At 62.6% G+C, this 25,923-nt stretch carries 29 protein-coding genes; 23 read left to right on the forward strand and 6 right to left on the reverse strand.

Annotated elements, in window-relative coordinates; translation table 11 throughout:
* The first annotated feature begins 181 nt into the window (after positions 1-181).
* The 8 genes from AC1DZP_RS07850 (at position 182) to AC1DZP_RS07885 (ending at position 9,430) form a co-directional block, all read left to right on the forward strand.
* Positions 182-1,321 carry a helix-turn-helix domain-containing protein gene (locus tag AC1DZP_RS07850; protein ID WP_477301367.1) on the forward strand — a complete coding sequence of 380 codons (1,140 nt, stop codon included), beginning with the start codon at positions 182-184 and terminating at the stop codon, positions 1,319-1,321.
* 440 nt (positions 1,322-1,761) lie between these two features.
* Complete coding sequence (locus AC1DZP_RS07855; RefSeq protein ID WP_477302191.1) at positions 1,762-3,411, forward strand: putative bifunctional diguanylate cyclase/phosphodiesterase; 1,650 nt, start codon at positions 1,762-1,764, stop codon at positions 3,409-3,411.
* A gap of 160 nt (positions 3,412-3,571) precedes the next feature.
* Positions 3,572-4,099 (forward strand): ubiquinone biosynthesis methyltransferase UbiE, encoded by a 528-nt coding sequence (locus AC1DZP_RS07860; protein WP_477301369.1) that lies wholly within the window; start codon positions 3,572-3,574, stop codon positions 4,097-4,099.
* Positions 4,096-5,274 (forward strand): methyltransferase domain-containing protein, encoded by a 1,179-nt coding sequence (locus AC1DZP_RS07865; RefSeq protein ID WP_477301371.1) that lies wholly within the window; start codon positions 4,096-4,098, stop codon positions 5,272-5,274. Before AC1DZP_RS07860 ends, AC1DZP_RS07865 begins: the two co-directional genes overlap by 4 nt.
* On the forward strand, positions 5,271-7,637 hold the full coding sequence (locus tag AC1DZP_RS07870) for a SpoIIE family protein phosphatase (RefSeq protein ID WP_477301373.1): 2,367 nt from the start codon (positions 5,271-5,273) through the stop codon (positions 7,635-7,637). The genes AC1DZP_RS07865 and AC1DZP_RS07870 overlap by 4 nt, the downstream gene beginning before the upstream one ends.
* A 1-nt stretch (position 7,638) precedes the next feature.
* Positions 7,639-8,199 carry a slr1658 superfamily regulator gene (locus AC1DZP_RS07875; protein ID WP_206073834.1) on the forward strand — a complete coding sequence of 187 codons (561 nt, stop codon included), beginning with the start codon at positions 7,639-7,641 and terminating at the stop codon, positions 8,197-8,199.
* Between the two features lie 16 nt (positions 8,200-8,215).
* Complete coding sequence (locus AC1DZP_RS07880; protein ID WP_457153585.1) at positions 8,216-8,554, forward strand: slr1659 superfamily regulator; 339 nt, start codon at positions 8,216-8,218, stop codon at positions 8,552-8,554.
* A 219-nt stretch (positions 8,555-8,773) separates the two neighbouring features.
* Positions 8,774-9,430, forward strand: coding sequence for an ATP-dependent DNA ligase (locus AC1DZP_RS07885; protein WP_477301375.1), 657 nt, complete (start codon positions 8,774-8,776; stop codon positions 9,428-9,430).
* A 111-nt stretch (positions 9,431-9,541) separates the two neighbouring features.
* Here AC1DZP_RS07885 and AC1DZP_RS07890 read toward each other — a convergent pair whose 3' ends face one another.
* A complete protein-coding gene (locus AC1DZP_RS07890; protein WP_477301377.1) occupies positions 9,542-10,435 on the reverse strand; it encodes a LysR family transcriptional regulator in 894 nt (297 codons plus the stop codon).
* Positions 10,436-10,587: 152 nt separating this feature from the next.
* Between AC1DZP_RS07890 and AC1DZP_RS07895 the strand changes: the two genes are divergently transcribed.
* Genes AC1DZP_RS07895 through AC1DZP_RS07910 form a run of 4 tightly spaced genes read left to right on the forward strand, consistent with a single transcriptional unit; the run spans position 10,588 to position 13,118 of the window.
* Positions 10,588-10,983: a (R)-mandelonitrile lyase gene (locus tag AC1DZP_RS07895; protein WP_477301379.1), complete on the forward strand. Its 396-nt coding sequence runs from the start codon at positions 10,588-10,590 to the stop codon at positions 10,981-10,983.
* Positions 10,984-10,986: 3 nt separating this feature from the next.
* Complete coding sequence (locus tag AC1DZP_RS07900) at positions 10,987-11,358, forward strand: DUF2255 family protein (RefSeq protein ID WP_477301381.1); 372 nt, start codon at positions 10,987-10,989, stop codon at positions 11,356-11,358.
* Positions 11,359-11,370: 12 nt separating this feature from the next.
* Entirely contained in the window at positions 11,371-12,360 is a 990-nt protein-coding gene (locus tag AC1DZP_RS07905) for an aldo/keto reductase (RefSeq protein WP_095091155.1), read from the forward strand.
* 17 nt (positions 12,361-12,377) lie between these two features.
* Positions 12,378-13,118 carry an SDR family oxidoreductase gene (locus AC1DZP_RS07910; RefSeq protein ID WP_477301383.1) on the forward strand — a complete coding sequence of 247 codons (741 nt, stop codon included), beginning with the start codon at positions 12,378-12,380 and terminating at the stop codon, positions 13,116-13,118.
* A 12-nt stretch (positions 13,119-13,130) separates the two neighbouring features.
* On the opposite strand, the gene AC1DZP_RS07915 is transcribed toward AC1DZP_RS07910, so the two are convergent.
* Positions 13,131-13,721, reverse strand: a complete 591-nt coding sequence (locus AC1DZP_RS07915) for a cation efflux transmembrane domain-containing protein (RefSeq protein ID WP_457153586.1) — start codon at positions 13,719-13,721, stop codon at positions 13,131-13,133.
* A gap of 287 nt (positions 13,722-14,008) precedes the next feature.
* Between AC1DZP_RS07915 and AC1DZP_RS07920 the strand changes: the two genes are divergently transcribed.
* The 11 genes from AC1DZP_RS07920 (at position 14,009) to arsK (ending at position 22,822) form a co-directional block, all read left to right on the forward strand.
* Positions 14,009-14,476 (forward strand): GNAT family N-acetyltransferase, encoded by a 468-nt coding sequence (locus tag AC1DZP_RS07920; RefSeq protein WP_477301386.1) that lies wholly within the window; start codon positions 14,009-14,011, stop codon positions 14,474-14,476.
* A gap of 375 nt (positions 14,477-14,851) precedes the next feature.
* Positions 14,852-16,285 (forward strand): aldehyde dehydrogenase family protein, encoded by a 1,434-nt coding sequence (locus tag AC1DZP_RS07925; protein WP_477301388.1) that lies wholly within the window; start codon positions 14,852-14,854, stop codon positions 16,283-16,285.
* A gap of 170 nt (positions 16,286-16,455) precedes the next feature.
* Positions 16,456-16,857: a hypothetical protein gene (locus tag AC1DZP_RS07930; protein ID WP_477301390.1), complete on the forward strand. Its 402-nt coding sequence runs from the start codon at positions 16,456-16,458 to the stop codon at positions 16,855-16,857.
* A gap of 131 nt (positions 16,858-16,988) precedes the next feature.
* On the forward strand, positions 16,989-17,417 hold the full coding sequence (locus tag AC1DZP_RS07935; RefSeq protein ID WP_477226684.1) for an antitoxin Xre/MbcA/ParS toxin-binding domain-containing protein: 429 nt from the start codon (positions 16,989-16,991) through the stop codon (positions 17,415-17,417).
* Complete coding sequence (locus tag AC1DZP_RS07940) at positions 17,411-18,109, forward strand: RES family NAD+ phosphorylase (RefSeq protein WP_477301392.1); 699 nt, start codon at positions 17,411-17,413, stop codon at positions 18,107-18,109. The genes AC1DZP_RS07935 and AC1DZP_RS07940 overlap by 7 nt, the downstream gene beginning before the upstream one ends.
* Positions 18,110-18,226: 117 nt before the next feature.
* Positions 18,227-18,559 carry an ArsR/SmtB family transcription factor gene (locus tag AC1DZP_RS07945; protein WP_477301394.1) on the forward strand — a complete coding sequence of 111 codons (333 nt, stop codon included), beginning with the start codon at positions 18,227-18,229 and terminating at the stop codon, positions 18,557-18,559.
* 67 nt (positions 18,560-18,626) lie between these two features.
* Positions 18,627-19,316 carry an aquaporin gene (locus AC1DZP_RS07950; RefSeq protein WP_477302193.1) on the forward strand — a complete coding sequence of 230 codons (690 nt, stop codon included), beginning with the start codon at positions 18,627-18,629 and terminating at the stop codon, positions 19,314-19,316.
* Entirely contained in the window at positions 19,313-19,735 is a 423-nt protein-coding gene (gene arsC / locus AC1DZP_RS07955) for an arsenate reductase (glutaredoxin) (protein WP_477301396.1), read from the forward strand. The genes AC1DZP_RS07950 and arsC overlap by 4 nt, the downstream gene beginning before the upstream one ends.
* Before the next feature lie 63 nt (positions 19,736-19,798).
* The gene (locus tag AC1DZP_RS07960) at positions 19,799-20,119 is read left to right on the forward strand and encodes an ArsR/SmtB family transcription factor (RefSeq protein WP_477301397.1); all 321 of its coding nucleotides are present in this window, start codon (positions 19,799-19,801) and stop codon (positions 20,117-20,119) included.
* Positions 20,120-20,163: 44 nt separating this feature from the next.
* Positions 20,164-21,588 carry an NAD(P)-binding domain-containing protein gene (locus AC1DZP_RS07965; RefSeq protein WP_477301399.1) on the forward strand — a complete coding sequence of 475 codons (1,425 nt, stop codon included), beginning with the start codon at positions 20,164-20,166 and terminating at the stop codon, positions 21,586-21,588.
* Positions 21,581-22,822: an arsenite efflux MFS transporter ArsK gene (arsK, locus tag AC1DZP_RS07970; RefSeq protein WP_477301401.1), complete on the forward strand. Its 1,242-nt coding sequence runs from the start codon at positions 21,581-21,583 to the stop codon at positions 22,820-22,822. The genes AC1DZP_RS07965 and arsK overlap by 8 nt, the downstream gene beginning before the upstream one ends.
* Before the next feature lie 103 nt (positions 22,823-22,925).
* Here arsK and AC1DZP_RS07975 read toward each other — a convergent pair whose 3' ends face one another.
* From AC1DZP_RS07975 to AC1DZP_RS07990, 4 genes are all read right to left on the reverse strand, one after another.
* Positions 22,926-23,669 (reverse strand): amino acid ABC transporter ATP-binding protein, encoded by a 744-nt coding sequence (locus AC1DZP_RS07975; RefSeq protein ID WP_477301403.1) that lies wholly within the window; start codon positions 23,667-23,669, stop codon positions 22,926-22,928.
* Between the two features lie 26 nt (positions 23,670-23,695).
* Positions 23,696-24,370 carry an amino acid ABC transporter permease gene (locus AC1DZP_RS07980; protein ID WP_477301405.1) on the reverse strand — a complete coding sequence of 225 codons (675 nt, stop codon included), beginning with the start codon at positions 24,368-24,370 and terminating at the stop codon, positions 23,696-23,698.
* Complete coding sequence (locus AC1DZP_RS07985) at positions 24,367-25,038, reverse strand: amino acid ABC transporter permease (RefSeq protein WP_477301407.1); 672 nt, start codon at positions 25,036-25,038, stop codon at positions 24,367-24,369. The genes AC1DZP_RS07980 and AC1DZP_RS07985 overlap by 4 nt, the downstream gene beginning before the upstream one ends.
* A gap of 93 nt (positions 25,039-25,131) precedes the next feature.
* Positions 25,132-25,920, reverse strand: a complete 789-nt coding sequence (locus AC1DZP_RS07990; RefSeq protein ID WP_457150577.1) for an ABC transporter substrate-binding protein — start codon at positions 25,918-25,920, stop codon at positions 25,132-25,134.
* Positions 25,921-25,923 lie beyond the last annotated feature (3 nt).

Below are 25,923 nucleotides of genomic sequence, written 5' to 3' on the forward strand. Positions count from 1 at the left end.
AGGTTGAAGAGTGTCGTTAGCTTCGCATCCAGAAACTTATCTCGGCATTTATTTCTTACTGTAATCCAGCGTGATCGCCGTTTCAGTGGACTAGAGTTCCGCCAGTCTTGCTAGAAGCCTGAGATACACCACATGATTGAGAGGGGCATGGGCATACCGGAATCGGATATGGCACCATACGATGGACACTAAGAGGCAAGACGAGCCCCCTGGGCAGACGCCGGAGCGTGATCGACGTCGTTGGCCGCGCGAGGCTCAACCCCATAATGAGTCTGCCCCGTCACTCGCGCCGGCGCTCGAACCGCTGTCCTTTTCAACGCTCGAACTGGCGCCGCAGGATCAATTCGCCGCTTGGCAAGCGCATATGGCTCCGCTTGTCGAGGTCAGGTTGCCGGATGGCAAATCGCTGGACGATGGCTTTCCCGCCGGCCACACGGCTTGGAATCTCGGTGGCATGCTGATCGTTCAACAGCACGCGCCGGCGCATAGTTACATGCGTTCTGCCGCGAAGCTTCGGTCCAGCGCGATCGATCACTGGTATATCGCCTTGCCACGTACCGGCCGGTCGTGGACGGAGGTCGATCGCCGCATTGCAGAAGGCCAACCGGGCAAATTGGAGATCAGATCGCTTGGCTACCCGTTTCGCGGGAGGACAACAGACTCCGAATGTCTCCTTCTCTATCTTCCGCGTGATTTGTTCTCTGACGCCGCGGCAAACCTCGACGCAAGGAACAATTCAATTCTGTCAGGCAACTTTGCCAACCTTCTGGTCGACCACGTCAACAGCATCGAAGCCAGCCTGCCCAGTCTCACGGCTGATGACCTGCCCCGCATCGTACACGCAACTCGCAGCATGATCATTGCCTGCCTCGCGCCTCCGGCCGAACATGCCGCGGCCGCCGAACAGTTGGCGAGTGTCGCGCTGATGGAGCGAGCGCGTCGATACGTCCAGAACAATCTGGATGCGGCTCATCTGACACCGGATTCAATGTGCCGGGCGCTCGGCGTCTCGCGCTCTCGTCTCTATCAGCTGTTCGAACCGAGCGGTGGGGTTCTCCATTACATACAAAGCCGCCGCCTTCTGGCGGCACATGTCGCGCTTAGCGATGCGGCGGACAGGCGGCGTATTGTCGAAATTGCCGAAGCCTTCGGGTTTAGTTCAGCGGCTAATTTCAGCCGGGCATTCAGCAAGGAGTTCGGTTACAGCCCCCGCGAAGGCCGCGGCACTGTGGTGTTGCCGCGCTCCGCCCACTCCGTTTCGCTTGCTGGACACGAGAAGGCCTCTTCCTTTGAAGGTTGGCTCAAGGCGCTCGGAAACTGAATACGGAGATCGGCGTTGCTGACGGGGCGGGCTCAAAAGAGGCTTGCCCGGGGGCTGGGAAGGCTACGCGTCCTCATGGACCACGATATCGTCAACCACAATATCTTCTTGCGGCATCCACCGCGCTATCAAATCGCATAGCTGATTCCCGTCAATTCACGATCTGTTAACGAACTGTGACTGTTGATCGTTATCGACAATTTACCGCCAATCACAGCGGAGCATTTATGGCAACTATGCTGCTTGCGGCCCTTGTTAAGACTGCGAGTTGAAAGTTTGCCAAGCTTGACGTTTATGCTATTTTTAGACTGGGCGGCGCGAATCTGCATCGCTTATGGAGGTGGCTCTTGCGCCCAGAGGCATCAGGCGTCGGCACGGAGAGCGAGGGGCCTTCCTCGGTCGATGCTCCACGTGCCGGCGAAGGGGTTCTCTTTGACCTTTTGGCGAACACGACCGAACTTTTGTCGTTCTATGACCGCGACTTCCGGCTGACGCACTACGCAACAAGGCTCAAAGGCGTGTACGGAGCCGCGGTGGCGCTGGGCGCCGCCGTCTGGGAGATCTACCCGAGCTTTCTCGATGCGAGGTATCGCGACGAATTTCTTCGTGTCTTCGAGGGTGGCTCTCCGGCAAGCCTCGACCTGCCGCGATCATCGGGCGGAGCGCCCCGGTCGGTTTTTGTCTTCAGCACTGCAAATGGTGCCGGAATCATCGAATCAAGGGACCATGGCGGGCGGAGCGTTGCGGAGGAGCAAGAGCATGTAATTCTGCTCCATCAGGCAACGCACGACGCGCTGACCGGACTGCAGAATCGGCGGCGATTCGGCGAGCGGCTGCAGCAAGCAATGGTGGCCCTCGGCGGACCAAAGCCGAAAGCCGCCCTGCTGCAAATCGACCTGGACGATTTCAAAGCGGTCAACGACACGCTCGGCCACGGGGCGGGCGATACACTTCTTCAGCTCGCGGCGGGTCGTATCCGCGACGCGCTGCAGGACGGCGAATCGGCGTACCGGTATGCCGGCGATGAGTTCGCCGTTATCCAATTGGGAAAAGAGCAGCCAGCAGAGGCTGAGCGCCTCGCCGGGTCGCTGGTCGACGCATTCAAGCAACCGTTCGTCATCAACGGCATTCCCGTCTTCGTCGGCTCGAGTATCGGAATTGCTTTCGGGCCCGAGCACGGGACCGATGGCGAGCAGCTGATGAAAGCCGCTGACATTGCTCTTTACGCTGCCAAGACAGATGGACGCGGCTGCGCTCGAACATTCAACCGTTCGATGCTGCTCTTGCTGGAGCAACGCGAGAATCTGAGGCGCAGCCTTCGAACCGCGCTGGAGCGAGGCGAGCTTTATCTGGAGTATCAGCCGCTCATTCGGCCTCCCTCGTCGACGATCGGTTTCGAAGCGCTGCTGCGGTGGCGGCATCCCGACGTCGGAACCATTCCACCCAGCGTGTTCATACCGATCGCCGAAGCCGACGGTCTGATGGATGAGATTGGACGATGGGTGCTCGAGCAAGCCTGTCGGCAGGCCTTGAAGTGGCCTTCTTCGCTGACAGTCGCAGTGAACCTCTCGCCAGCTCAGTTCCTCAGCGGTACGCTGACGGACACGGTCGCCCAGATCATCGACGCAGTTGGAATCCGGGCCGACAGACTTGAACTAGAGATAACCGAGACCGTTCTTCTTGAGAAGACGATCGACAATATCGACACGTTGAATACCCTGAACGTCTTGGGGATACGAATTTCGCTCGACGATTTCGGCACATACTATTCGTCGTTGAGCTACCTCAAGAACTTTCCCTTCGACACCTTGAAGATAGATCAGTACTTCATTGCGGACTTGGAGACCGATCTCAAAAGCCAAACGATCGTGCGATCGATCATCAACCTGGCGCACGGCCTGGGAATAAGTGTCACTGCCGAGGGGGTCGAGACGTCGGCACAGGCACGATGGCTGATCAAGGAAAATTGCGATTGCCTGCAAGGTAATCTCCTGGGGCGACCGCTCGGAGCCGAGGCAACCAGCGATTTCATCAGGCGGTCCCCGCCGAAGGTGGTACGGGAGATGGAGAATTCAAATCGGGCGCTCTAGCGCCTTGCACCCTTTGTAAGTGGACAGTTGTGGAAACGATCGACGCAGACGCCACGCAATTCTTCGAGGCAGTGCGGGACTGACTGATTACGAGGCGGTCAAATTTCCGCCTCGGAGGCCATAGCCCACCAGGGCTCAAATACTGATGGAATAAGTGAGGATGCCGATGGGATCTGTTCAACATGACCTGGCTGGCGAGCCGACTTTTGAGCCCATGATCCAGATCGACATGGAAATCAAAGCCTTTGTCTCCGCTTGGAGACACTGCGATTATGTCTCGACATACATGGCCCGGATGATCAGTCAAAATAGATCAGACTCGGTCCGGCATTCAAATCTCTTTTCCTCGGCCTTCAACGAGCTGCTGGAAATTGCCTTTCGCACGCGCCATACCGACGGCGAGTTGGCATGCAGGGTGTCTCGCCATGGCGCCACGGACAGGATCGAGCTGACATTCCCATGCGTGCCAGGGGAGCGCCAATTCTACGAAGAAGCCATGTCGCAAGTCGCGGGATTCGAGGCCAGGGAGCGATACCTCAACTCGGTGTCTGGCGATATCGCGCCAAGCCGGGAGGTCGTACTTCTGGAACTGGCTGTCGACTACAACGCCACACTCAGGGTCGAGGAAGCCGATGGTGATGCAATCAGGCTTGTCGTGGATCTTCCGCTCGAAGGCCTGCACAATTGAGCCCTTACGACCTTCCCCCACGCTTCAAGGCGCAATACGACGCGAACAATCAGGAGTTCTCCATATCGGGCGTGGTCCGGCCTCAGGCGGTCGATGAGCTTGGGCCCAGCATCGCGTTGCTTCGCGATGCGATCAGTCGTGTGCGGGGCGTTCTCTACGTCAATGTCAGAAGCCTGACGCAGATGAACAACGCTGCGTTTCACGCCTTTTCGAGGATCCTCCTTGACGCCTGTCGGGCTCGACCCGATCTCAAATTCGTCGTCATCACGTCAAGCGTGGTCGGATGGACCTCGCGAAAATTCAGTCGCTTGAGCGGGATTGAACCGAACATCACGGTCGAGGAGTATGACAGCAAATTCTATCCGGGGCAGGGCTTCCTCGAGGAAGGCGGGTTCGTTCCGATCCTGCGCACACAGACAAAGATGACCTGGCGCCACGAGCGCGCAATCTTGCCGCGACACGGCATGAGGCCCGGCATCGTCATGGCCGACATCTGTTGCGGGATCGGTGATTTCGCCTTGCTGGTGCAGAAGGAGTTCCAGCCATCGCGGATCGTCGCCCTCGACCACTCCATGTCAAGCCTCAGCTATGCTCGACGCGTGATGCGGGAGTTCGATATCCGGGGCGTGGAATATACCTATGGCGATGCGTCGGAGATGCTGCTTGACGAAGCGCAGTTTGACTTGGTCACCTGCCGGCATTCCCTTCAAATCTTCAATCGACCTGAACTCATCCTCAAGGAGCTCTACCGCATATGCAAGCCAGGCGGTCGGGTCTATATCACCAACGAGAAGAATTCGCATTGCCTCGGCGAGCCGCGCTCCGAGAGCATTCGTTGGACCTACAACGAGGTAGCGAAGCTGTTCGGGCATTTCGAGATGGACGTCGAGCTTGGACCCAAGAGCCGGCGATACCTGATCGAAGCCGGATTCGAGGATATACGTGTCGAGACCTTCATGGTCACGAACCTGGACGGTGATCCGCAGGACTTCGCCGATGTCATTGTGGCCTGGGCGGATGTCTATGCGGGCGAGATGGCGACCAGACGCGGCGACGGACCGGAGTTCGTTGCACGGTTCCGGCAGGGCTTCCAGGACCACATTTTCGCTGCGCTCCACCCCAAGGGTTATGCGGGTTGGCCGATTTGGGTCGCATCGGGGCGACGGCCGCAATGAACGCCAGCGATGAGCCTACACCGCGCTTCGGCCTGCGCTCCTTTCGAGCGAAATTCGTATTGGTCGTTGGCGGCGCCGTCTTGTTCGACCTCCTGCTGAGCGGTGGTCTGGCGCTTTGGAACGTTCAGAAGCTGTCGCGCGATGCCACGTCGGAAGTCGGCGAGGGCCTGACGACCGCAAACCAGGAATACATTCGTTCGTACGCCCAATCGACGGCGTTGAGCGTCGACCTGCTGCTCGACCGCGTTCATGGCGACGTCAAGGCGCTGGCCGGCGTGCTGCAGGGCCAGATCGACGATCCGAGCAGGCAGCAACAGGTCGGAGCGACCCTTTCGCATGAGGCGCCCGGCTCCGTGAAGGTCGTCTACGACGCGCGGGGCGATTGGGCGCAGAATCTGCCGGGCGCGCCTTCGGTGGTAAGCGTCTGGGGCTACCTGCTGGGTGCCGACCACACCCCGCTGCCGAGCGTTCAGAAGGAAATAGAAGACAGTACCGTGATCGATCTCGTCGCGCCGACTCTCATGGCCAGCGGATCGTCCAAATTGCAGATGTACTATATTGGCCCAAAGGAACGGCCGATCTTCAGGACGGTTCCGTATACGGACCAGGCACAGACCTTCGACAAGCTCTATCCGGGCCACAACAAGGCGGAGTTCTGGGAGTTCTTCTTTCCGGGTATCTATGGTTCATGGCAGCAATGGGCCGGGAATCCGGCCTCTCGTCCCGTCCCTGACGACATTACCCAGACAGCGCCTTACACCGATGCAATCACGGGAAAGCTGATCGTCAGCTTTTTCCATCCGCTGTGGACGCGCGATCGCACCGGTATCGCCGGAACTGCGGGGGCAGACATCACTCTCGACCAGCTCGCGCAAGTCGTCGAACGTGTGAAGATCGCTGAAACCGGGTTCGGCTTCCTCACGATGTCGACTGGCAACGTGGTGGCGATCAATCCGTCGGGCCAGGCTATCATCGGCCTGACTTCATCGAGCGATGCGGGTACGCAAGGCGTCACTGGCCTGGAGAGGTCCCTGCGGGGAAGTCTGCAGCCGGCAATCGCGTCGCTGCCTCTCGACCAGAACAATGACGGCGTCATTCAACATATCATGCTCGACAATAAAGGCGAGCGCGTACCCTACATCGTTGTCCTCAAGAGATTGAAGCCAACCAATCTGTGGAGTTCGGGACCGATCAAGTCCGAAACGATGTCGGTCGGGATCGTCGTTCCCGAACGGGAGATCTATGCGTCCCTGTTCGCCGCGCAACAGAGTATTTCGCGGGCAACCAATCGTATCCTGCTCTTTCAGATCGGCGCGATCATCGTTTCGCTTCTGATTGTTTTCGCGGCCGTGCTCGGAATTTCGAAGCGCATCACCGCAGGCCTCAGAGCGCTTGCCAGCGCGGCCCAGCGGCTCCAATCCAAAGACTATTCAGTCCGCGTGAGCATTCCGACGCGCGACGAGGTCGGAGCGGCAGGGATCGCTTTCAACCGGATGGCCGAGCAGATCAGCTTTCACACGGAAAACCTCGAGCAGCTCGTCGACGACCGAACCAGGGAGCTCGGGGACGCAAATCAGGAAATATCCGCACTCAACGAAAAGTTGCGGGACGAGAACGTCCGCCTCGGTGCCGAGCTCGCAGTCGCCAGGCATATCCAGATGATGGTGCTGCCGAAACCATTCGAACTCCGAGCGATTCCAGGGCTGGAGATCGCGGCCTACATGCGACCGGCCGACGAGGTCGGGGGTGACTATTACGACGTCCTGCAAAATGGATCACGGGTCAAGATCGGCATCGGCGACGTGACCGGTCATGGTCTCGAGAGCGGCGTGCTGATGCTGATGGTCCAATCCGTTGCACGCGCGCTGCAGGAGACCAACGAAGCGGATCCACACCAGTTTCTGGATCGGCTGAACAGAGCGATCTATAAGAATATCGAGCGGACGAACACCGACAAGCATCTCTCGCTGGCCTTTCTTGATTTCGAGGATGAGCGGGTAACGCTATCGGGCCAGCATGAGGATGTTCTCGTTGTCCGTGCGGGTGGCGAAGTCGAACGCATCGATACGATAGATCTGGGTCTGCCAGTTGGTCTGGAGAAAGACATCTCGAAGTTCATTGCCACGCGGAACATCCTGTTTGGGATTGGCGATGTGATCGTGCTGCACACCGACGGTGTGACCGAGGCGGAAGACCATGACCGAAAACTGTTCGGGTTCGAGCGCCTCTGCCAGAGCGCCCGAAAACGTCATGGCAGCAGCGCCGAGGAAATCAAAACCGGGATCATCGAGGATCTGATGGCCCATATCGGAATCCAGAAGATCCACGACGACATCACCCTCGTGATCATAAGGCACACATAGGATGACCACGCTGTTCGGTACCCCTGACCTTGCAATCGGAATGATGGAAAGCGTCAGCCGGGTGCGGCTGTTCGACGGACCTCTCGACTTGAGTTGGCGTCATTGCGCTACGACTTCGGACTTCATCGCCGATCTTTTCGCATTGCGCTTTCAGTCGTCCCGCAATGACTACAGGGAAGTGCGGCACAGCATCGGATACCTGGCCAACGAGCTCATCGAAAATGCTGTCAAGTTTCGCGCACCGGGTGAAATCGTGATCGAGGCGTCGATGGATTCGGAGTGCTTCAAGCTCAAGGTGTCGAATGACCTCGATGGTGAAGACGCGTCCGAGTTCCAAAGCCTCCTGGCGGACATCACGGTTGGGGACCCCAGAGACCTGCTGATACAGCGAATTGAAGCGAATGCTGCCAACCCCGACGTGACAGGCTCCGGACTCGGATTGCTGACGTTGATGAGCGACTATGGCGCACGCCTGGCCTGGATATTCAGCTCCGTCGACGAAACCGATCGGATTTGCCTGGAAACATATGCCTCCATTCCGATCTCGCAAACTCACAACTAGGTCACGAAGCAAGGCCATGGAAATCAAGACAGACGACTACCGCGTGTGGATCGAAGGAAGCGAAATTTTCTTCGACGGCGCCATGCGGCTTGCAAGTTCCGAAGCCGGTGCGCCTGTCACGGCTTTGGCGACCAGTGTTCTTGCCGCAAATCCCCCCTCCATTACGCTCAACTTGAAGGACCTCCACTTTCTCAACTCTTCCGGCATCAACCTGCTGGCGAAATTTACCATCGAGGTGCGCAAGCATCCCGAAGTTCGGCTCGTCGTGCGTGGAACGCCCGACATACCCTGGCAATCGAAATCATTGCCGAACCTGAAGAAGCTGCATCCCGCCCTGGTCCTTTTGATGGACTAACCAGGGTCGCCCGAAATTTGACAGGGGACTGCGTGGGTTGGCTGCAATCCTGGATAGGACAGGCCAGTCGGTGATGGTGCTGGAGCGCCGCACCGCGTGCGATATGTACGCCAGGATAAATTTTTGGATGCGAAGCTAACGACAATCCGGCCCCGTGCGCAGATGCTGGCAATGCTCGGCGGGGGCTCGGCACAGGCGGCAGGCGTCCAGGTTGGGAGGATGTCGGGCTGCCTGTGCCGATCAGCCGCCGTTGCTCGGTCAAAGGTGGCGTCATTGAGTAAGCGTGCCAAGGTCATCGGCGGCCGGCTGGAATTTATTCCGCCGCAGATCCCGACTCTGGTCGAGCGGCCGCCCGAAGGTGAGGGATGGGTCCACGAGGTCAAGCTTGACGGGTACCGAACGCAGATCATCATCGATAAAGGCGGCGTGCGTCTCTACAGCAAGAACGGCCGAGACTGGACCACGAAATACTGGCCCATCGCGCTGGCCGCCGAGCTGCCATGCCGGTCTGCCATTATCGACGGCGAGGTCATTGTGCCGGGCGAGCAGGGGGCTCCCGATTGCCCTGCGCTGGAAGCGGCTATCTGGAACGAACCGAGCCGGCTGGTGTTCGTCGCGTTCGACATCCTCCATCTCAACGGTCGCAATCTAACGTCCTTGCCCCTGCTGCAGCGCAAGCAGGCGCTGTGGCAACTGGTCGAGCACGGTCTCGGCAAGATCCAGTACAGCGAGCATTTCGAGGGCAATGCGCTCGCGATCTTCCGCGCCATCGACAAGCTTGAGATCATCATCTCGAAGCGCACCGACAGCCGCTACAGGAGCGGACCGTCGAACACATGGCTGAGGGCCAAATATTTCGAGGAGGCCGGTTCCTGAATTGGGCGCTTCACCCAAAACCACTGCGCACCTTTGGGTGACATAAGTTAGAACATGCCGAGGTCGTTGCTCGGCCGCTCGTCTTCCACCAGATACTCTCGTCAACTCCATCTAGCCACGGTAGCGCAAGGCATCGACCAGCAGCGAGAAGGCCGGCGTCGCCTGTCGCCGGCTGGGGTAATAGAGGTGGTAGCCGGGGAAGGGCGGGCACCAGTCGGCCAGCACCCGCACCAGCCGGCCGTCGGCCAGATAGGTCGTCACCTGGTCCTCGGGCAAATAGGCAAGACCCAGGCCGGCAAGCACGGCATTCAACCGCAGCGCGGCGGTGTTGAACACCAGCTGGCCCTCGACCCGCACCTTCAGTTCGCGATCGGCCTTCTCGAATTCCCAGGCATAGAGCCCGCCATAGGTCGGTAGCCGCAGATTGATGCAATTGTGCGTGGTCAGGTCCTGCGGCGCGCGCGGCTTTGGCCTGGTGGCGAAGTAGGCCGGAGCGCCGACCACCGCCATGCGCATGTCGGGGCCGATGCGCACCGCGATCATGTCGCGCGCCACCTGTTCGCCAAGCCGCACGCCGGCGTCGTAGCGCTCGGCGACGATGTCGGTCAGGCCGTAGTCGACGATGATCTCGATCCTGATGTCGGGATAGTCGGGCAGCAGCCTAGCGATCGCCGGCCACAGGACCGCATCGGCGGCGTGCTCGCCGGCGGTGATGCGGATGGTGCCGGCGGGTTTTTCGCGCAACGCGCTCAAGGCGGCGAGTTCCATCTCGATCTCGTCGAGCCTCGGCCCGATGCTGCGAGCCAGGCGCTCGCCCGCCTCGGTCGGCGAGACGCTGCGCGTGGTGCGGGTCAGAAGCCGCACGCCCAGCCGCTCCTCCAGCGCCCGCAATGTGTGGCTGAGCGCCGATTGCGAGACGCCGAGCCTGGCTGCCGCTCGGGTGAAGCTCCGCTCACGCGCGACGGCGAGGAAGGCGGTCAGCTCGTTCAGATTGTCGCGCGGCATTCATGAGCCCTTCTCATAAGTACATGCCGGATATAGCAGCTAATCGCGATCAATCGCAGGCCTTAAATAGGCATCATCGCAATCGGGCGGCCCAAAGGCGGCGGTTCCGAGGCCGGCGGCCGTGCCTGCCCCGCGTCGAGAAGGGATAAACCATGGAAATCAAGCGAAGCGGCTCTCAAGCCTCGGGCAAGGGGCCGGGCGACTGGTTCACCGGCACGGTGCGCATCGATCCGCTGTTTCAAGCCATCGCGCCGGCGCGTGCGGCCGGCAACGCCGTTACCTTCGAGCCCGGCGCGCGCACCGCCTGGCACACCCATCCGCTCGGCCAGACGCTGATCGTCACCGCCGGCTGCGGCCGCGTGCAGTGCGAGGGCGGCCCGGTCGAAGACATCCGGCCGGGCGATGTGGTGCGCTTCGAGCCGGGCGAGAAGCACTGGCATGGCGCGGCACCGACCACCGCCATGACCCACATCGCCATCCAGGAAGCGCTGGACGGCAAGGCCGTCGACTGGATGGAGCAGGTCAGCGACGCGCAGTATGGTAGGTGACAAATGACGTGGTCGAAGGACGAACTCGGCAGGATCGCCGCGACCGACGATCTGCACATCGCGCCGCTGCGCGATGATCGCGTGACCTTTGGCACGCCGACCTGGATCTGGTCGGTGGTGACCGAAGGCGAAATCTATGTGCGCGGCTACAACGGCCGGAAGTCGCGTTGGTACCAGGCTGCGGTCAAGCAGAAGGCCGGTCGGATCACCGCCGCCGGCATGACCAGGGATGTCGCCTTCGAAGCAGTCGATGGGCCGGTCAACGACCGCATCGACGATGCCTACGGGGCGAAATATGCGGCGAGCCCATACCTTGCCCCGATGATCAGCGCGCGCGCCCGCGCCGCGACCGTCAGAATCCTAGCGAAGACATGAAGGAGAACTGAGATGCAAAAGCGCAAACTGGGCCAGGGTGGCCTCGAAGTCTCGGCCATCGGGCTGGGCTGCATGGGGATGAGCCATTCATACGGGCAACCGATGGACACGCCGGATGCTGTCCGCCTGATCCGCTCCGCGTTCGAGCGCGGCGTCACCTTCTTCGACACCGCGGAGGTCTATGGCCCGTTCAAGAACGAGGAGGTCGTCGGCGAGGCGCTGCAGCCGATCCGCGACCAGGTGGTGATTGCCACCAAGTTCGGCATCGACATTGCCGGTACAGCCGGACACGACGGCATGGACAGCCGGCCGGGGCATATTCGGGAGGTCGTCGAGGCGTCGCTAAAGCGGCTTAGGACCGACCATATCGACCTCCTCTACCAGCACCGCGTCGATCCGGTCGTGCCAATCGAAGAGGTGGCCGGCGCGGTGAAGGACTTGATCAGCCAAGGCAAGGTGAAGCATTTCGGCCTCTCGGAAGCGGGCGTGCGCACCATCCGTCGTGCGCATGCGGTGCAGCCGGTCACGGCATTGCAGAGCGAATACTCGCTGTGGTGGCGTGAACCCGAGGAGGCGATCCTGCCGGTCCTGGAAGAACTGGGGATCGGCTTCGTGCCCTTCAGCCCACTGGGCAAGGGCTTCCTCACCGGCGCCATCGACGCCAGCACGACGTTCGACAGCAGCGACTTCCGAAACACGGTTCCGCGTTTTGCAGAGGAGGCCCGCAAGGCGAACCAGGCGCTGGTCGATGCGATCGTCAAGATCGCAGCCGGGAAGAAGGTGACCCCCGCACAGGTCGCGCTCGCCTGGTTGCTGGCTCGCAAGCCATGGATCGTCCCGATCCCCGGCACCACGAAGCTCAATCGCCTCGAGGAGAACATCGGATCGGCCGCCGTTGTGCTGAGCGTGGACGATCTTCGCGACATCGAGAACGCGGTCTCGGCGATTGCCGTGCAGGGAGAGCGCTATTCGCCACAACAAGCGGCGAGGATCGATCGCTGAAGCGGAAGGAAAATCCCATGACAGAGAACATCAAGGGCAAGGTCGTCGTCATCACCGGCGCCAGCAGCGGGCTGGGCGAAGCCGCCGCGCGGCTTCTGGCCAAAGAGGGCGCGAAACTGGTGCTGGGCGCGCGCCGTCTCGACCGGCTCGAGGCGCTGGCGGCAGGGCTGTCGCTGGGCAAGGACGCCATCCTGGCGACCGACGTGACCGATGTCGTACAGGTCCGGCGTCTGGTCGACCATGCGGTCAAGGTCCATGGCCGCGTCGACGTCATCATCAACAATGCCGGCCTGATGCCGCACTCGCCGCTGGAACGCGGCAAGGTCGAGGACTGGGACCGGATGATCGACGTCAACATCAAGGGCGTGCTCTACGGCATAGCCGCGGCGCTCTCCCACATGAAGACGCAGAAGAGCGGCCATATCATCAACGTCTCGTCGGTCGCCGGCCACAAGGTGGGGCCGGGCGGCGCCGTCTATGCCGCGACCAAGCACGCGGTGCGCGTCATCTCGGAGGGCCTGCGCCAGGAGGTAAAGCCCTACAACATCCGCACCACCATCATCTCGCCGGGCGCCGTGGCGACGGAATTGCCGGACAGCGTCACCGAGCCCGATGTCGCCGAAGGCGTGCGCGCGCTCTACGACCGGGTGGCCATCCCCGCCGATTCCTTCGCCAGGACAGTGGTGTTCGCCATGAGCCAGCCGGACGAGGTCGACATCAACGAGATCCTGTTTCGACCGACGGCGCAGGAGTATTGAAGGCGCAGTGCGTCAGCTTGAAATATGGCTTTGCGCGAACTCGCGTCTTGCAGCCGTGAAGACCTCGCGGGCGGCATCCGCATTCATGACGGCGATTGCAAGGCCAACGATGATATCTGGCCAGGCTGAGTTCCACACGAAGGCCGTGACCAGGCCGGCGGCAATGATCGAGACATTCGCCAGGACATCGTTGCGGGCCGACAGGAATGCCGCATGGGTAAGACTGCCGCTGTGATGGCGATAGCGAGCGAGCAAGAGCGCGCATGTCAGGTTGACGAGGATCGCGCCGGCCGCGGTAAGCGTCAGCGGAACGGGCGCTGGCGGGATTGGAACGTTGAATTTCTCCCAAGCGGTCCAAAGGGTCGCCAAAGCCGGGATCAGAAGTACGCCCGCCAGCGCCATCCCGAGCCGCGCTCGATTGCGGATGGTCCAACCCAGCGCGACCATGATCAGCAGGTTGACGGATGCGTCCTCCAGAAAATCGATGCTGTCCGCGAACAGCGATACCGATCTGATCCAAACGGCCACGGCAAACTCGATGCCGAAATAACCGAGGTTCAGGATGGCGACCATCCGCACCGCTTTGCTCAGCGTCCCGGTCATATCTTGTCCATCGGCCAAATTGTTGTTGCCGCAAGGCATACAGGGATTCCATGACGTGAGACATTGCCGATTGAGCGTCCGTCTTGACAGCGGCGCGCTTCCTGCTCCAGCTTGACCCCCATGTTCGTCTTTGCGCCCGCCAACAGCAAGCGACGCCGCCCCTGCAGAGTGCGGAGCGGCAAGCTGATTGCGCGACGACAAAGACCGGCACGATAGATCCGGTTCGTTCGTTTCCAACCCCGCCCGCGGCATCCGCCGGCGGGGTTTTTCATGCCTGGAGCATTTTCATGACCATCACTTCTTCCATCCGGCTTCGGCCGGCCGAGCCGGCGGACGCCACCGCGATCAGGGATATCGTGCGCGCCGCCTATGCCAAATGGGTGCCGGTGATCGGCCGCGAGCCGCTGCCGATGCGCGCCGATTACGACAAGGCCGTCGCCGAGCATCCGTTCGATCTTGCCGTCGAGGAGGACGGCATTGTCGGGATGATCGAAACGATCCTGGCCGACGACCATCTCTGGATCGAGAATGTCTGCGTCGCACCGCGGGCGCAGGGCAGGGGCATCGGCCGACTTTTGCTGGAGCAGACCGAGCGGAGGGCGACCGAAGCCGGCCGCCCCGCGCTGCGCCTGCTGACCAACGGCGCCTTCGAGGCCAATGTGTCGCTCTACAAAAAGTATGGCTACACAATCGACCGGGAGGAGCCGTTCATGAACGGGGTGACGGTCTATATGAGCAAGAAACTGGCAGGCTGATGTGGGTGGCCAGTTCACGGCTCAAAGATAGCGCCCTGTGGCGCCCCCCTCTGTCCTGCCGGACATCTCCCCCTCAAGGGGGGAGATCGGCCGCCACCACACCGCCTTTGCCAATCGCGGATGTCGCAGGAAGAGCGCCGGCGCCCAAGCTGCCAATCTCCCTCCTTGTGGGGGAGATGTCCAGCAGGACAGAGGGGGGCGCGAAGGAACTCGACGGCGGGTTCTTCACCGCTTCCGCTAAAGCGTAACGGGCATATTGCACACGGCTGGCTCAATCACTTGGCTCTTGCGTTTGACAGCAGCGTTTGTGCATCGTTATCTCCAGCCACATATGACGGCCGGCGAAGCCATGCGGCGCACCCCAAGGAGAAAACCATGTCACACAATCTGCAGTTCTATATCGATGGCGCGTGGGTCGATCCTGTTGTGCCCAACACATTCGACGTCATCGATCCGTCGAATGAGGATGCCTTCGCGCAGATCTCGCTCGGCTCCAAGGCCGATGTCGACAAGGCGGTGGCCGCCGCCAAGCGCGCCTTCAACACTTTTGGCTTCACCGAGGTCGGCGAGCGGCTCGAGCTCTTGAACCGCATCATCGAGGTCTACAAGAAGCGCAGCGCCGATCTGGCGCTCGCCGTATCGCGCGAAATGGGTGCGCCGCGGCAGTTCGCGCTCGACAGCCAGGTCGGCGTCGGCCTCGCGCATCTGCAGAAGATGGCCGACGTGCTGAAGTCGTTCGAGTTCCGTCAGGTCAAGGGCAGCTCGCTGGTGGTCAAGGAGCCGATCGGCGTCGTCGGCCTGATCACGCCATGGAACTGGCCGCTCAACCAGATCACCTGCAAGGTCGGCCCCGCCCTTGCCGCCGGCTGCACCATGGTGCTGAAGCCGTCCGAGATCGCGCCGCTCGACGGCATCATCTTCGCCGAAATCCTGGACGAGGCCGGGGTGCCGAAGGGCGTCTTCAACCTCGTCAATGGCGACGGACCGGGCGTTGGCCAGGCGCTGTCCAGCCACCCCGACATCGACATGATGTCGTTCACCGGTTCGACCCGTGCCGGCATCCTGGTGGCCAAGGCCGCCGCCGATACGGTCAAGCGCGTGCATCAAGAACTCGGCGGCAAGTCGGCCAACATCCTGTTCGGCGATGTCGACCTCGCGAAGGCCGTCTCCAAGGGCGTCGCCGGCTGCTTCGGCAACAGCGGCCAGTCCTGCAATGCGCCGACGCGCATGTTCGTGCCGCGCGACCGCCATGACGAGGCTGCCGGCTATGCCAAGGCCGCGGCGGAAAAGTTCACCGTAGGCCCTGCAGACGCGGCCGGCACCAAGCTCGGGCCGGTCGTCAGCCAGGTCCAGTTCGACAAGATCCAGGAACTGATCCAGAGCGGCATCGAAGAAGGTGCCACGCTGGTCGCCGGCGGCCCGGGCCGTCCCGCCGAACTCAACCGTGGCTACTACGTCCGGCCGACGGTGTTCGCCGACGTCACCCACGACATGCGGATCGCGCGCGAGGAGGTCTTCGGACCGGTGCTGGCGATCATGCCCTATGACAGCGTCGAGGAGGTAATCGAAACCGCCAACGATACGGTCTACGGCCTTGCCTCCTACATCCAGGCCAAGGATATGAAGAAAGCGCGCGAAGTGGCGGCGCGCATGCGCACCGGCAATGTCTACATCAACTATCCGACCTGGGACGCCGGCCTGCCGTTCGGCGGCTACAAGCAGTCGGGCAACGGCCGCGAATATGCCGAATACGGTCTTGAGGATTTCCTCGAGATCAAGGGCATCGCCGGCTACGAGGCGGCTGAATAGGCACGACGCAGTTCCGGGCCGGCGGCAATGCCGGCCCGTCCTGCGATTCAGGGGCGGTGCGCACGGTTGGCCGCGCCCTTGCTGTTTTGAGGCCTCAGGCTGCCCGCCTGGATGCCAGGGCAAGCAAGCCGCCGGGGCGACACGGCTTCGTTGCTCGCGGAAAGCGACTGGTGATAGGCTGGATTGCCGGCAGCGGGAGGATTCGAGCCTTGAGTGTGGGGAGCTCCCAACCGAAGCTGGAAGGACAAGAGCCCGACGAGAGCCACTACCAGGTTTTTGTCGACGATCATTTTCATTATCGCGATGAGAGCCACCGTTACCTCGACGGAAAATTTCCAACCTACGATGGGGCTGTGGAGCGCTGCCGCGCCATAGTCGACAGCGAACTGGAAGATGCTTTCAAACCCGGAGCGACTGCCGAAGAGCTGTTTGAGAAATACAGCTTGTTTGGCTCGGATCCGTTCATAAAGACACCGCCGGGGCTGCGGGTTGATCCGCCTTTCTCCGCTTGGAATTATGCATTGGAGCGGTGTGAAATCCTGGCTCGCGTCTCGACTGTTCCAAAAACCTGATTGCGCGCGGCCYAGAGCTTTTGGCTAAGCGCTCATGGGGATTCACGGAATGCGTCTGATCCGCAGTTGGATCCGTTTCTTGCCAATTGGCAAATTCATGCTATATATCTGCCAATAGCAAGGACGAAAAAATGCAGCTTCAGCCCATAGTCACCACGCCGGCCACGGTTGGAAACGCCATTTCGGATGAAGAGGCGGGCGCGCTGGCGCGCACCACCGTCAACCTGTTCAAGGCCTGGAACCTCACCGACCTGGAAGCCTGCATCCTGCTCGGCGGCATGTCGGCGCGCACATGGGCACGTTGGAAGACTGGGGCACGCTGGAAGGAGGGCGGCATAGGCAGGATCGACCGCGACCTGCGCACCCGCATGGCGCATCTGATGGGCATCCACAAAGGGCTGCGCTATCTCTTTACGGAGCCGGCGCGCGGCTATGCCTGGATCCGCAAGCCCAATGCCGCTTTCGGCGGCCAGTCGGCGCTCGACCTGATGCTGCGCGGCGAAATCTCCGACCTTGCCGCAATGCGCGAATGGCTCGATGCGGAGCGTGGTGCATGGTGAGTGGGCTTGCGGTCCGGCGCCGCGTCCACTGGCAGCAGACCTTCCGCATCATCCGCTCCATCCATCCGCCCATCGACCTCTTCGAGGACATTGCCGACCCGCGTGACTGGGAGGCGCTGGCGGCGGTCGAGGAGAAGACCAACCCGCGCATCAGGCTCGAGATCGGCGACCTTGGCAAGGTGGCGGCCACAAGGCGGGTTTCCGGTCCTGGCGCCAGCTTCGTGATGGCGCCCTTCGTGCATTGCTCGACCCTGCGGCCCGGTCGGTTCTCGGATGGCAGTTACGGGATCTACTATGCCGGCGACAGCGAAGAGGTGGCGCTCGCCGAGACCATTCACCACCATCAGAAATTCATGCGCGCCACCAACGAGGATCCGGGCTGGACGGCGGATTTTCGCGTCCTGATCGGCAGCGTCGACCGCGACCTCGACGACGTGAACGCGGTGCCCGGCGTGCTCGATCCCGACGACTACACCGCCTCGCAAGCGGAGGGGCGGGCGCTGCGGGCGACCGGCAGCGACGGGCTGGTGTGGAACAGCGTGCGCATGCCGGGCGGCGGCTGCATCGGCATCTTCTGGCCGGACGCCATCACCATTCCGGTGCAGGGCCGGCATTACAGCTATCACTGGGACGGCGCCCGCGTGGATTTCGTGCGCGAGCACGATACGGGCAAGGTGCTGGCCGTCACCTGATGGCTGGCGAGGGCGGATTGCATCCGCGGTGAAGACCCGCTTGGTTGCAGCCGTCCGGAATCCCCGCTTTACAGGTCGCGGGAGAGTCGATATCCATAAATCCAAGGATTCGGATATATGGATAAAAAAGACACATTGAACGCGCTGGCGGCCCTTGGCCAGGAGACGCGGCTGGATGTTTTCCGGCTGCTCGTCCGCGCCGGTCCGGAAGGCATTCCGGCGGGCGAGATCGCCACAAAGCTGGATACGGTCCAGAACACCATGTCGGCGCATCTGAAGGTGCTCGCCCATGCCGGGCTGATCCACCCCGAACGCGATGGCCGGATCGTGCGCTACGTCGCCGACATGACCGGGTTTCGGGACCTGCTGGCCTATTTGATGGAAGATTGCTGCAACGGCGCGCCGGAACTCTGCCGTCCCGTCATCAATGCCGTGACCTGTGACTGCTAGGAGCACGCCGATGAGCGAAGTGGCTGTACGAGATCGCCTGCACCCTGCCGATGGCCAGCTGGGCGCCGTGGCGAACGACCTGCCACGCCGCTGCGTTGCCGAAGCGCTGGGAACCGCGCTGCTGGTCGCGACCGTGGTCGGCTCCGGCATCATGGCATCCCGGCTGACGCACGACATTGCCATTTCGCTGCTCGGCAACACGTTGCCGACGGGGGCGATCCTTGTCGTGCTGATCACGATACTCGGGCCGCTTTCAGGCGCGCATTTCAATCCGGCCGTCACGCTGGCGTTCGCGCTCCGCCGCGAAATCGACGCGAGGGCGGCGATCGCCTATGTCGTCGCCCAAATCGTCGGCGGCATCGCCGGGACGTTCCTTGCGCACGCCATGTTCGAACTGCCGATCCTGCAGGCCTCGGTGACGGTGCGGACCGGAGCCGGGCAATGGCTCGCCGAGGCAGTCGCCGCCTTCGGCCTCGTCTTCACCATCCTGGCAGGCCTGCGCTTCCGTTCCGACGCGATCCCCTGGCTGGTCGGGCTTTACATAACGGCCGCCTACTGGTTCACGGCCTCGACCTCATTCGCCAATCCGGCCGTCGCCATCGCCCGTGCCTTGTCGGACACGTTTTCCGGCATCCGCCCGGTCGATCTGCCGGGTTTCATAGCAGCCGAATTGCTGGGCGCGCTGCTGGCTATGGCCCTGGCGGGCTGGCTGCTTGCCGAACCGAAACCAACCAGACAGATGAAGGCCGCGAAATGACCATCACCATCTATCACAATCCCGATTGCGGCACCTCGCGCAACACGCTGGCCGTCATCCGGCAGTCGGGCGAGGAACCGGAGGTGATCGAGTATTTGAAGACGCCGCCGTCACGGCAAAAGCTGGTCGAGTTGATCGCTGCCATGGGCATGACACCGCGCGACCTGCTGCGCGAGAAGGGCACGCCCTACGCCGAACTCGGCCTCGCCGACCCGAAATGGTCCGACGACGAGATCCTCGGTTTCATGCTGGTGCATCCGATCCTGATCAACCGGCCGATCGTGGTGAGCCCGCTCGGCGTGGTGCTGGCCAGGCCGTCGGAAAAGGTGCTGGACATCCTGCCCAACCCGGACATCGGTGCGTTCACCAAGGAGGATGGCGAGGTGGTCATCGACGCTTCGGGCAAGCGGGTCGGCTGACGGTATTTCCATATTTTTCGAAATTAGGTTGACGACTCGATGGGCGGCGCGTAGTTTATTTCCATGAAACTCGAAAAAGCAGCCGCCCAGCTCGAAGCGCTCGGCAATCCGACGCGGCTTCAGCTTTACCGCATTCTGGTGCGCGCCGGTGACGACGGGCTTGCCGTCGGCAGCGTCCAGGGCAAGCTCGATATTCCGTCCTCGACGCTGTCGCATCATCTCAAGCGGCTGGTCGACACCGGCCTTGTGACGCAGGAACGGCAAGCGACGACGCTGATCTGCCGCGCCAACTATCCCGGCATGAATGCGCTGATCGGCTATCTCGCCGACGAGTGCTGTGCCGATGCCATCTGCGCGCCTGCCGTCGGCAAAGCGCTGGCCTGATTTTTTTCGCTTTGTAATTCGAAGATACCGGAAGGATCGAACATATGGACATGATGGCAAACCTTCCCGTCGCGGTGATCGGCGCAGGCCCGGTCGGCCTCGCCGCCGCCGCGCATCTTGTCGAACGCGGCATCCGCCCCCTGATCCTCGAACGTGGCGAAAGCGTTGGCGCTGCATTGCTCGAATGGGGCCATGTGCGGGTGTTCTCGCCATGGCAATACAATATCGACGCGGCGGCGCGGGCGCTGCTCGACCGCTCCGGCTGGACGGCGCCAGACATGCGAGGCCTGCCGACCGGGGGCGAGATCGTGCGCGATTATCTGGCGCCGCTTGCCGCACTTGCCGGCATCGCCGCCAATTTGAAGCTCGGCGCCGAGGTCACCGCGATCACCCGCCAGGGACATGACAAGGTCGCCAATGACGGTCGCAAGGACGCTCCCTTCGTCATCCGCTACCGCGATGCGGGCGGCGAGCACCGCGTTCTCGCGCGCGCCGTCATCGACGCGTCCGGAACATGGTCGCGGCCAAACCCCATCGGCGTCGACGGGCTGCCGGTTGCCGGCGAAGGCGCGGCTTGCGAGCGCATTGCCTATGGCATTCCCGACGTGGTCGGCAAAGCCAGGGACAGCTATGCGGGCAAGCGTGTCCTCGTCATCGGCGGCGGGCATTCGGCGATCAATGTCGCCCTGGCGCTCATGGAGATGCAGGACGCAGCGCCTGGCACCGAGATTTTCTGGGCGCTGCGTCACGCCAGCGTCGACCGGCTGCTTGGCGGCGGGCTGAACGACCAATTGCCCGAACGTGGCGCGCTTGGCCTCGCCGCCAAGCAGGCGATGGCCGATGGAAGGCTGAACATGCTGGCGGCCTTCGCCGTCAACCGCATCGAAATGCAAGGCGAGGGGCTTGCCGTCGACGCCAGCCTGGCCGGCAAGCCATTCAGCCTTTCCGTCGATCGCATCGTCGTCACCACGGGCTTCAGGCCCGATCTGTCGTTCCTCGGCGAAATCCGCCTCGCACTCGATCCCGCCGTCGAAGCGCCGCCGGCGCTGGCGCCGCTGATCGATCCGAATTTCCACTCGTGCGGCACGGTTCCCGCGCATGGCATCCGGGAACTTGCCCATCCCGAACCCGGCTTCACCATCGTCGGCTCGAAATCCTACGGCCGCGCCCCGACCTTCCTTATGGCGACCGGCTACGAGCAGGTTCGCTCGGTGGTCGCCGACATTGCCGGAGACCATGTCGCGGCGCGCGAGGTGCGGCTGGTGCTGCCGGAGACCGGCGTGTGCAGCGCCGATGTCGTGACGGGATCGGACAGTGCTGGTTGTTGTGGCGGGCCCGCGCCCGCCAATGTCGATGCCTGCTGCGTCGAGGATGCGGACGCCAAGGCAAAGGGTGCGTCGGGCTGCGGCTGCGCAACGGGTCCATCGGTTGGCGCCAAGGCGACGGAAGCCGTGGGCGTCGATGCTTGACTGGTCTGTCCTGCGCAAGGCGATATGGGCGCTCGGGCTGACGCAGATCATCGGCTACGGCACGCTCTATTACAGCTTTTCGATCTTGGCGCCGGCGATGGCCAGGGAGTTCGGCCTCACGGAAGGGTGGGTGTTCGGCGCGCTGTCCGCCTCGCTGTTTGCCGGCAGCCTGTTCGCGCCCACGGCCGGGCGCTGGGCCGACCGCTTCGGCGCCGGGCGCATCATGACCATCGGCTCGGTCGCGGCAGCCGTCGCGCTGGCGCTGTGCGCCGTCTCGCCCGGACGCGTGACCTTTGTTCTGGCCTTGCTGGCGATGGAGCTGGCCTCCAGTTTCGTCCTCTACAGCGCCGCCTTCGTGGCGATCGTGCAGATCGGGGTTACCCGGCCGCAACGCAGCATCACCCACCTGACGCTCATCGCAGGGTTCGCCTCGACCCTGTTCTGGCCGCTGACCTCGGCGCTGCATGCGCATTGGACATGGTGCGAGGTCTATCTGCTGTTCGCGGCGCTCAATCTCGGGCTCTGCCTGCCGATCCACGCCTGGCTGATGCGCCTGTCGCGCCGCCACGCGACGGCCGCGCCGCCAGAGCGCGGGCCGGCTCATGAAGCCGGCGCGGCATTCGATCCGCGACGCGGGCAGGCAGCGTTCCTGCTGATGCTGGCAGGGTTCGCCTCCGAGGGCTTCGTGCTGTCGGCGATCCTCATCCACATGGTGCCGCTGACGGCGGCACTTGGGCTCGGCACGGCCGGCCTCTTCGTTTCGACCCTGTTCGGGCCGGCGCAGGTCGCCAGCCGGTTGATCAACATGCTGTTTGGCGGGCGGCTTCAACAAACGCATCTCGCCGTCATTGCCGCGTCGCTGCTCACGGCCGGGCTGTGCACGCTGCTGTTGACCACGCCATGGCTGCCTGGCGCTTTCCTGTTCGTGCTGCTGTTCGGCCTCGGTTCCGGTCTCACCAGCATCGTCGGCGGCACCTTGCCGCTCGAGCTCTTCGGCCGCCAAGGCTATGGCGCGCGGCTGGGATGGGCGAGTGCCGCCCGCCAGTTCACTTCGGCCTTCGCGCCGTTCGCGCTCGCCTTCATGATGGCGCGGACATCCGTCGCCAATTCGCTGTGGGCGCTGGTGGTCGTCGCCGCGAGCGGCGTCATCGCCTTCCTCTCCATCGCGCTGCTGAGACGGCGCGCCGGCCGGGTTGCGTTTGCGATTGGCGGCAGCCCGGAAGAGGCGAGCTAGAGCCTGTTCCATCCCGATGGTATCGGGATAGAACTCTATCTCTGTGTTTGAGCATGATCTTTTCCGAAAACCGGATCCCACTTTTCGGGATCATGCTCTTGCCTCAATGCCGCAAAATCTTGCTCAGGAAAGCCCGGCTGCGGTCGGTCTTGGGGTGCGAGAAGAATTCGTCCGGCGTGCCGCTTTCGACGATGGCGCCGGCATCCATGAACACCACGCGCTGGGCGACCTTGCGGGCAAAGCCCATCTCGTGCGTCACCACCATCATGGTCATGCCTTCCTCGGCGACCGCCACCATGACGTCGAGCACTTCCGAAATCATCTCGGGGTCGAGTGCCGAGGTCGGCTCGTCGAACAGCATGATCTTGGGCCGCATGCCGAGGCAGCGCGCGATCGCGACGCGCTGCTGCTGGCCGCCGGAGAGCTGCGCCGGATAGGCGTTGACCTTGTCGGCCAGCCCGACCTTGGCCAGCAATTCGCGCCCGGCCTTTTCGGCCTCGGTGCGCGGGATCTTGCGGACATGGATGGGCGCCAGCGTCACGTTCTCGAGCGCCGTCTTGTGCGGATAGAGGTTGAACGACTGGAAGACGAAGCCGATCTCGGTGCGCAGCTGCGTCATGTTGGTGGCGGGGTCGCCGAGGCGCTGGCCGTCGACGACGAGATCGCCGTCCTTGATCGCCTCCAGGCCGTTGACGCAGCGGATCAGCGTGCTCTTACCCGAGCCGCTCGGGCCGCAGACGACGACCACCTCGCGCGGCTCGACGCTGAGCGTGATGTCCTTCAGCACGTTGAGCGCGCCGAACCATTTGTTGACGCCGCGAAAGTCGATCATACCGGTTTTGGTCATATTTGCCGGACCTTTGGGGTTCGCTGTCATAGCTGCACCTCGCCATGCGCCGCGCCCATGCGGCGCTCGAGCCGGCGGGCGAGCATGATCAGGGGATAGCAGACGATGAAATAACCGACGCCGACGAGGAAGAAGACCAGCAGGCCGTTGGGCACACGCTGCACCACCAGCCAGCCGACGCGGGTGAGGTCGGTGAGCCCGATCGCCGAGACGACCGAAGAGTCCTTGATCAGCAGCACATACTGCCCGACCAGCGGCGGCAGCACGATGCGCATCGCCTGCGGCAGCACCACCTGGCGCATGCGCTGCCAGCGCGACAGGCCGGATGCAAGAGCTGCCTCGACCTGGCCGGTCGGCACCGAGCGAATGCCGGCGGCTACGATCTCGCAGATGAAGCAGGCGGCAAGGTTGGTCAGCGCGATGATGCCGGCGGTGAAGGCGTCGAGCTCGATGCCGAGCTCCGGCAGGATGAAGAAGATCAGGAAGATCTGCACCAGGAACGGCGTGCCGCGGATCAGGTCGACCCAGGCGCCGATGAAGCTGCCCACCAGCCGGTTGCCGCCGGTGCGCAGGATGCCGAGACCGAAGCCGAGCAGTGTGCCGAGCACCAGGCTGATCAGCGACAGCACCACCGTCATGCCGAGACCGCGCAGCGCCAGCGGATAGCTGCCGGCGAGGCTTTGCAACTGTTGCCAGATCATGTCCGCGCCCCCGCTGTGCCGAGCCAGCGACCGGAGAGAGCAGCCAGCCCTTTCAGGCAGTAGTAGAGCAGCAGGTAGAAGGCGGCGATGGTGAGGAAACCTTCCGCCGGCATGAAGCGGTCGGAGGCGAGCAACTGGCCGGCGCGGGTCAGCTCGGCGACCGAGATCAGCGACAGCAATGCGGAATCCTTGACCAGCACGATCGCCTGGCCGAGCAGCGGCGGGATCGTCACCTTGAAGGCTTGCGGCAGGATGACCAGGCGCATGCGCTGGACATAGGTCATGCCCGAGGCGACGCTGGCTTCGACCTGGCCACGCGGGATGGACAGGATGCCGGCGCGAATGATTTCAGCGACATAGGCGCCGCTGTTCAACGACAGCGCGAGGATGCCGACGACCAATTCGGGCAGGACGAAGCCGAGTCGGGGCAGGCCGAAGTAGAGGAAATAGAGCTGCGCCAGCAAGGGCGTGGCGCGCACGGCGTCGATATAGGCCTTGGCCGGGGCACGAAACAGCCTGCCGCGCTGCAGGTTCATAGCGCACAGCACGATGCCGACGGCGAGCGCGCCGAGAAAGGACAGCGCCGACAGCCACACGGTCGTGACCAGGCCCTGCCCGAACAGGGGCAGGTACTCGATGATTGTGCGGAAACTGAAATTCTCGAGCATCGCTGGGCGGTTCCCCAAAGCGGGCGAAACGAAAGGCCAGGCGGCTTCGCGGCGCTCAAGACGCGCGCAAAACCGCCTGGATCCCAAGGCTGGTTAGTGGTCCTTCTTCCAGGCGTCGGAATTGACCCAGTAGTCGAGGTTCTTCTGCAGGCGCCCATCGATGCTGACCTGGTCGAGGAACAGGTTCATCCAGACCAGCAGGTCCGGCTCGTCATAGCGGGTGGCGAAGGCAAGCGGTTCCTTCGACAAAAGCTCCGGCATGATGGTGAAGGTGCCGGCCGGATAGGCGGTCGACTGGCCTTTCACCGCCGAGACGTCGTTGACGCCGCAATCGGCCTGGCCGTTGTTGACGGCGTCGAGCAGCAGCGGACCGCCGCCCTTGTAGCTCTTGATGTCGGCATCGGTGAAGACGGCCTTGGCCTCCTTCTCGCCGGTGGCGCCGAGCAGCACGGCGATTTTGGTGCCCTTGGCCTTGCAGTCCTCGGTGGTCTTGAACTTGCTGTCTGCCTTGGTGAACACGGTGCTGCCCGTATACATGTAAGGTTTGGTGAAGGCGACCTTCATGCCGCGCGCCAGCGTCGGCGTCATGTCGGCGACCAGAAGGTCGGCCTTGCCCGACAGCAGCGCCGGGATCAGGCCGTCCCAGTCGAAGTCGAGGAAGGTGATCTTGACGCCCATTTCCTTGGCCATCAGCTCGGCCAGTTCAACCGAACTGCCGGTGCGTTCGCCATTGGCGCCGACCAGCGAGAAGGGCGGTCCCTGTGTCTGCACGGCGACGCGCAACTCGCCACGCTTGGTGATGTCGTCGAGCGTTCCGGCGCTGGCCGCGGTGGCGAGCCCGGCGAGCGCAAGTCCAGCGATGAAAAGTCTGGCAATCTTCATTTG

The sequence above is a fragment of the Mesorhizobium sp. P2_F8 genome (assembly GCF_056403655.1).

Coding starts and splice junctions, on each gene's coding strand:
- AC1DZP_RS07990 (WP_457150577.1), bottom strand. CDS start 25,920: ATGAAGATTGCCAGACTTTTCATCGCTGGACTTGCGCTCGCCGGGCTC.
- AC1DZP_RS07940 (WP_477301392.1), top strand. CDS start 17,411: ATGGTGAGTGGGCTTGCGGTCCGGCGCCGCGTCCACTGGCAGCAGACC.
- AC1DZP_RS07925 (WP_477301388.1), top strand. CDS start 14,852: ATGTCACACAATCTGCAGTTCTATATCGATGGCGCGTGGGTCGATCCT.
- AC1DZP_RS07915 (WP_457153586.1), bottom strand. CDS start 13,721: ATGACCGGGACGCTGAGCAAAGCGGTGCGGATGGTCGCCATCCTGAAC.
- AC1DZP_RS07985 (WP_477301407.1), bottom strand. CDS start 25,038: ATGCTCGAGAATTTCAGTTTCCGCACAATCATCGAGTACCTGCCCCTG.
- AC1DZP_RS07860 (WP_477301369.1), top strand. CDS start 3,572: ATGCCGATGGGATCTGTTCAACATGACCTGGCTGGCGAGCCGACTTTT.
- AC1DZP_RS07945 (WP_477301394.1), top strand. CDS start 18,227: ATGGATAAAAAAGACACATTGAACGCGCTGGCGGCCCTTGGCCAGGAG.
- AC1DZP_RS07870 (WP_477301373.1), top strand. CDS start 5,271: ATGAACGCCAGCGATGAGCCTACACCGCGCTTCGGCCTGCGCTCCTTT.
- arsK (WP_477301401.1), top strand. CDS start 21,581: ATGCTTGACTGGTCTGTCCTGCGCAAGGCGATATGGGCGCTCGGGCTG.
- AC1DZP_RS07875 (WP_206073834.1), top strand. CDS start 7,639: ATGACCACGCTGTTCGGTACCCCTGACCTTGCAATCGGAATGATGGAA.
- AC1DZP_RS07965 (WP_477301399.1), top strand. CDS start 20,164: ATGGACATGATGGCAAACCTTCCCGTCGCGGTGATCGGCGCAGGCCCG.
- AC1DZP_RS07850 (WP_477301367.1), top strand. CDS start 182: ATGGACACTAAGAGGCAAGACGAGCCCCCTGGGCAGACGCCGGAGCGT.
- AC1DZP_RS07910 (WP_477301383.1), top strand. CDS start 12,378: ATGACAGAGAACATCAAGGGCAAGGTCGTCGTCATCACCGGCGCCAGC.
- AC1DZP_RS07890 (WP_477301377.1), bottom strand. CDS start 10,435: ATGCCGCGCGACAATCTGAACGAGCTGACCGCCTTCCTCGCCGTCGCG.
- AC1DZP_RS07960 (WP_477301397.1), top strand. CDS start 19,799: ATGAAACTCGAAAAAGCAGCCGCCCAGCTCGAAGCGCTCGGCAATCCG.
- AC1DZP_RS07880 (WP_457153585.1), top strand. CDS start 8,216: ATGGAAATCAAGACAGACGACTACCGCGTGTGGATCGAAGGAAGCGAA.
- AC1DZP_RS07920 (WP_477301386.1), top strand. CDS start 14,009: ATGACCATCACTTCTTCCATCCGGCTTCGGCCGGCCGAGCCGGCGGAC.
- AC1DZP_RS07935 (WP_477226684.1), top strand. CDS start 16,989: ATGCAGCTTCAGCCCATAGTCACCACGCCGGCCACGGTTGGAAACGCC.
- AC1DZP_RS07975 (WP_477301403.1), bottom strand. CDS start 23,669: ATGACCAAAACCGGTATGATCGACTTTCGCGGCGTCAACAAATGGTTC.
- AC1DZP_RS07900 (WP_477301381.1), top strand. CDS start 10,987: ATGACGTGGTCGAAGGACGAACTCGGCAGGATCGCCGCGACCGACGAT.
- arsC (WP_477301396.1), top strand. CDS start 19,313: ATGACCATCACCATCTATCACAATCCCGATTGCGGCACCTCGCGCAAC.
- AC1DZP_RS07885 (WP_477301375.1), top strand. CDS start 8,774: ATGTCGGGCTGCCTGTGCCGATCAGCCGCCGTTGCTCGGTCAAAGGTG.
- AC1DZP_RS07980 (WP_477301405.1), bottom strand. CDS start 24,370: ATGATCTGGCAACAGTTGCAAAGCCTCGCCGGCAGCTATCCGCTGGCG.
- AC1DZP_RS07905 (WP_095091155.1), top strand. CDS start 11,371: ATGCAAAAGCGCAAACTGGGCCAGGGTGGCCTCGAAGTCTCGGCCATC.
- AC1DZP_RS07895 (WP_477301379.1), top strand. CDS start 10,588: ATGGAAATCAAGCGAAGCGGCTCTCAAGCCTCGGGCAAGGGGCCGGGC.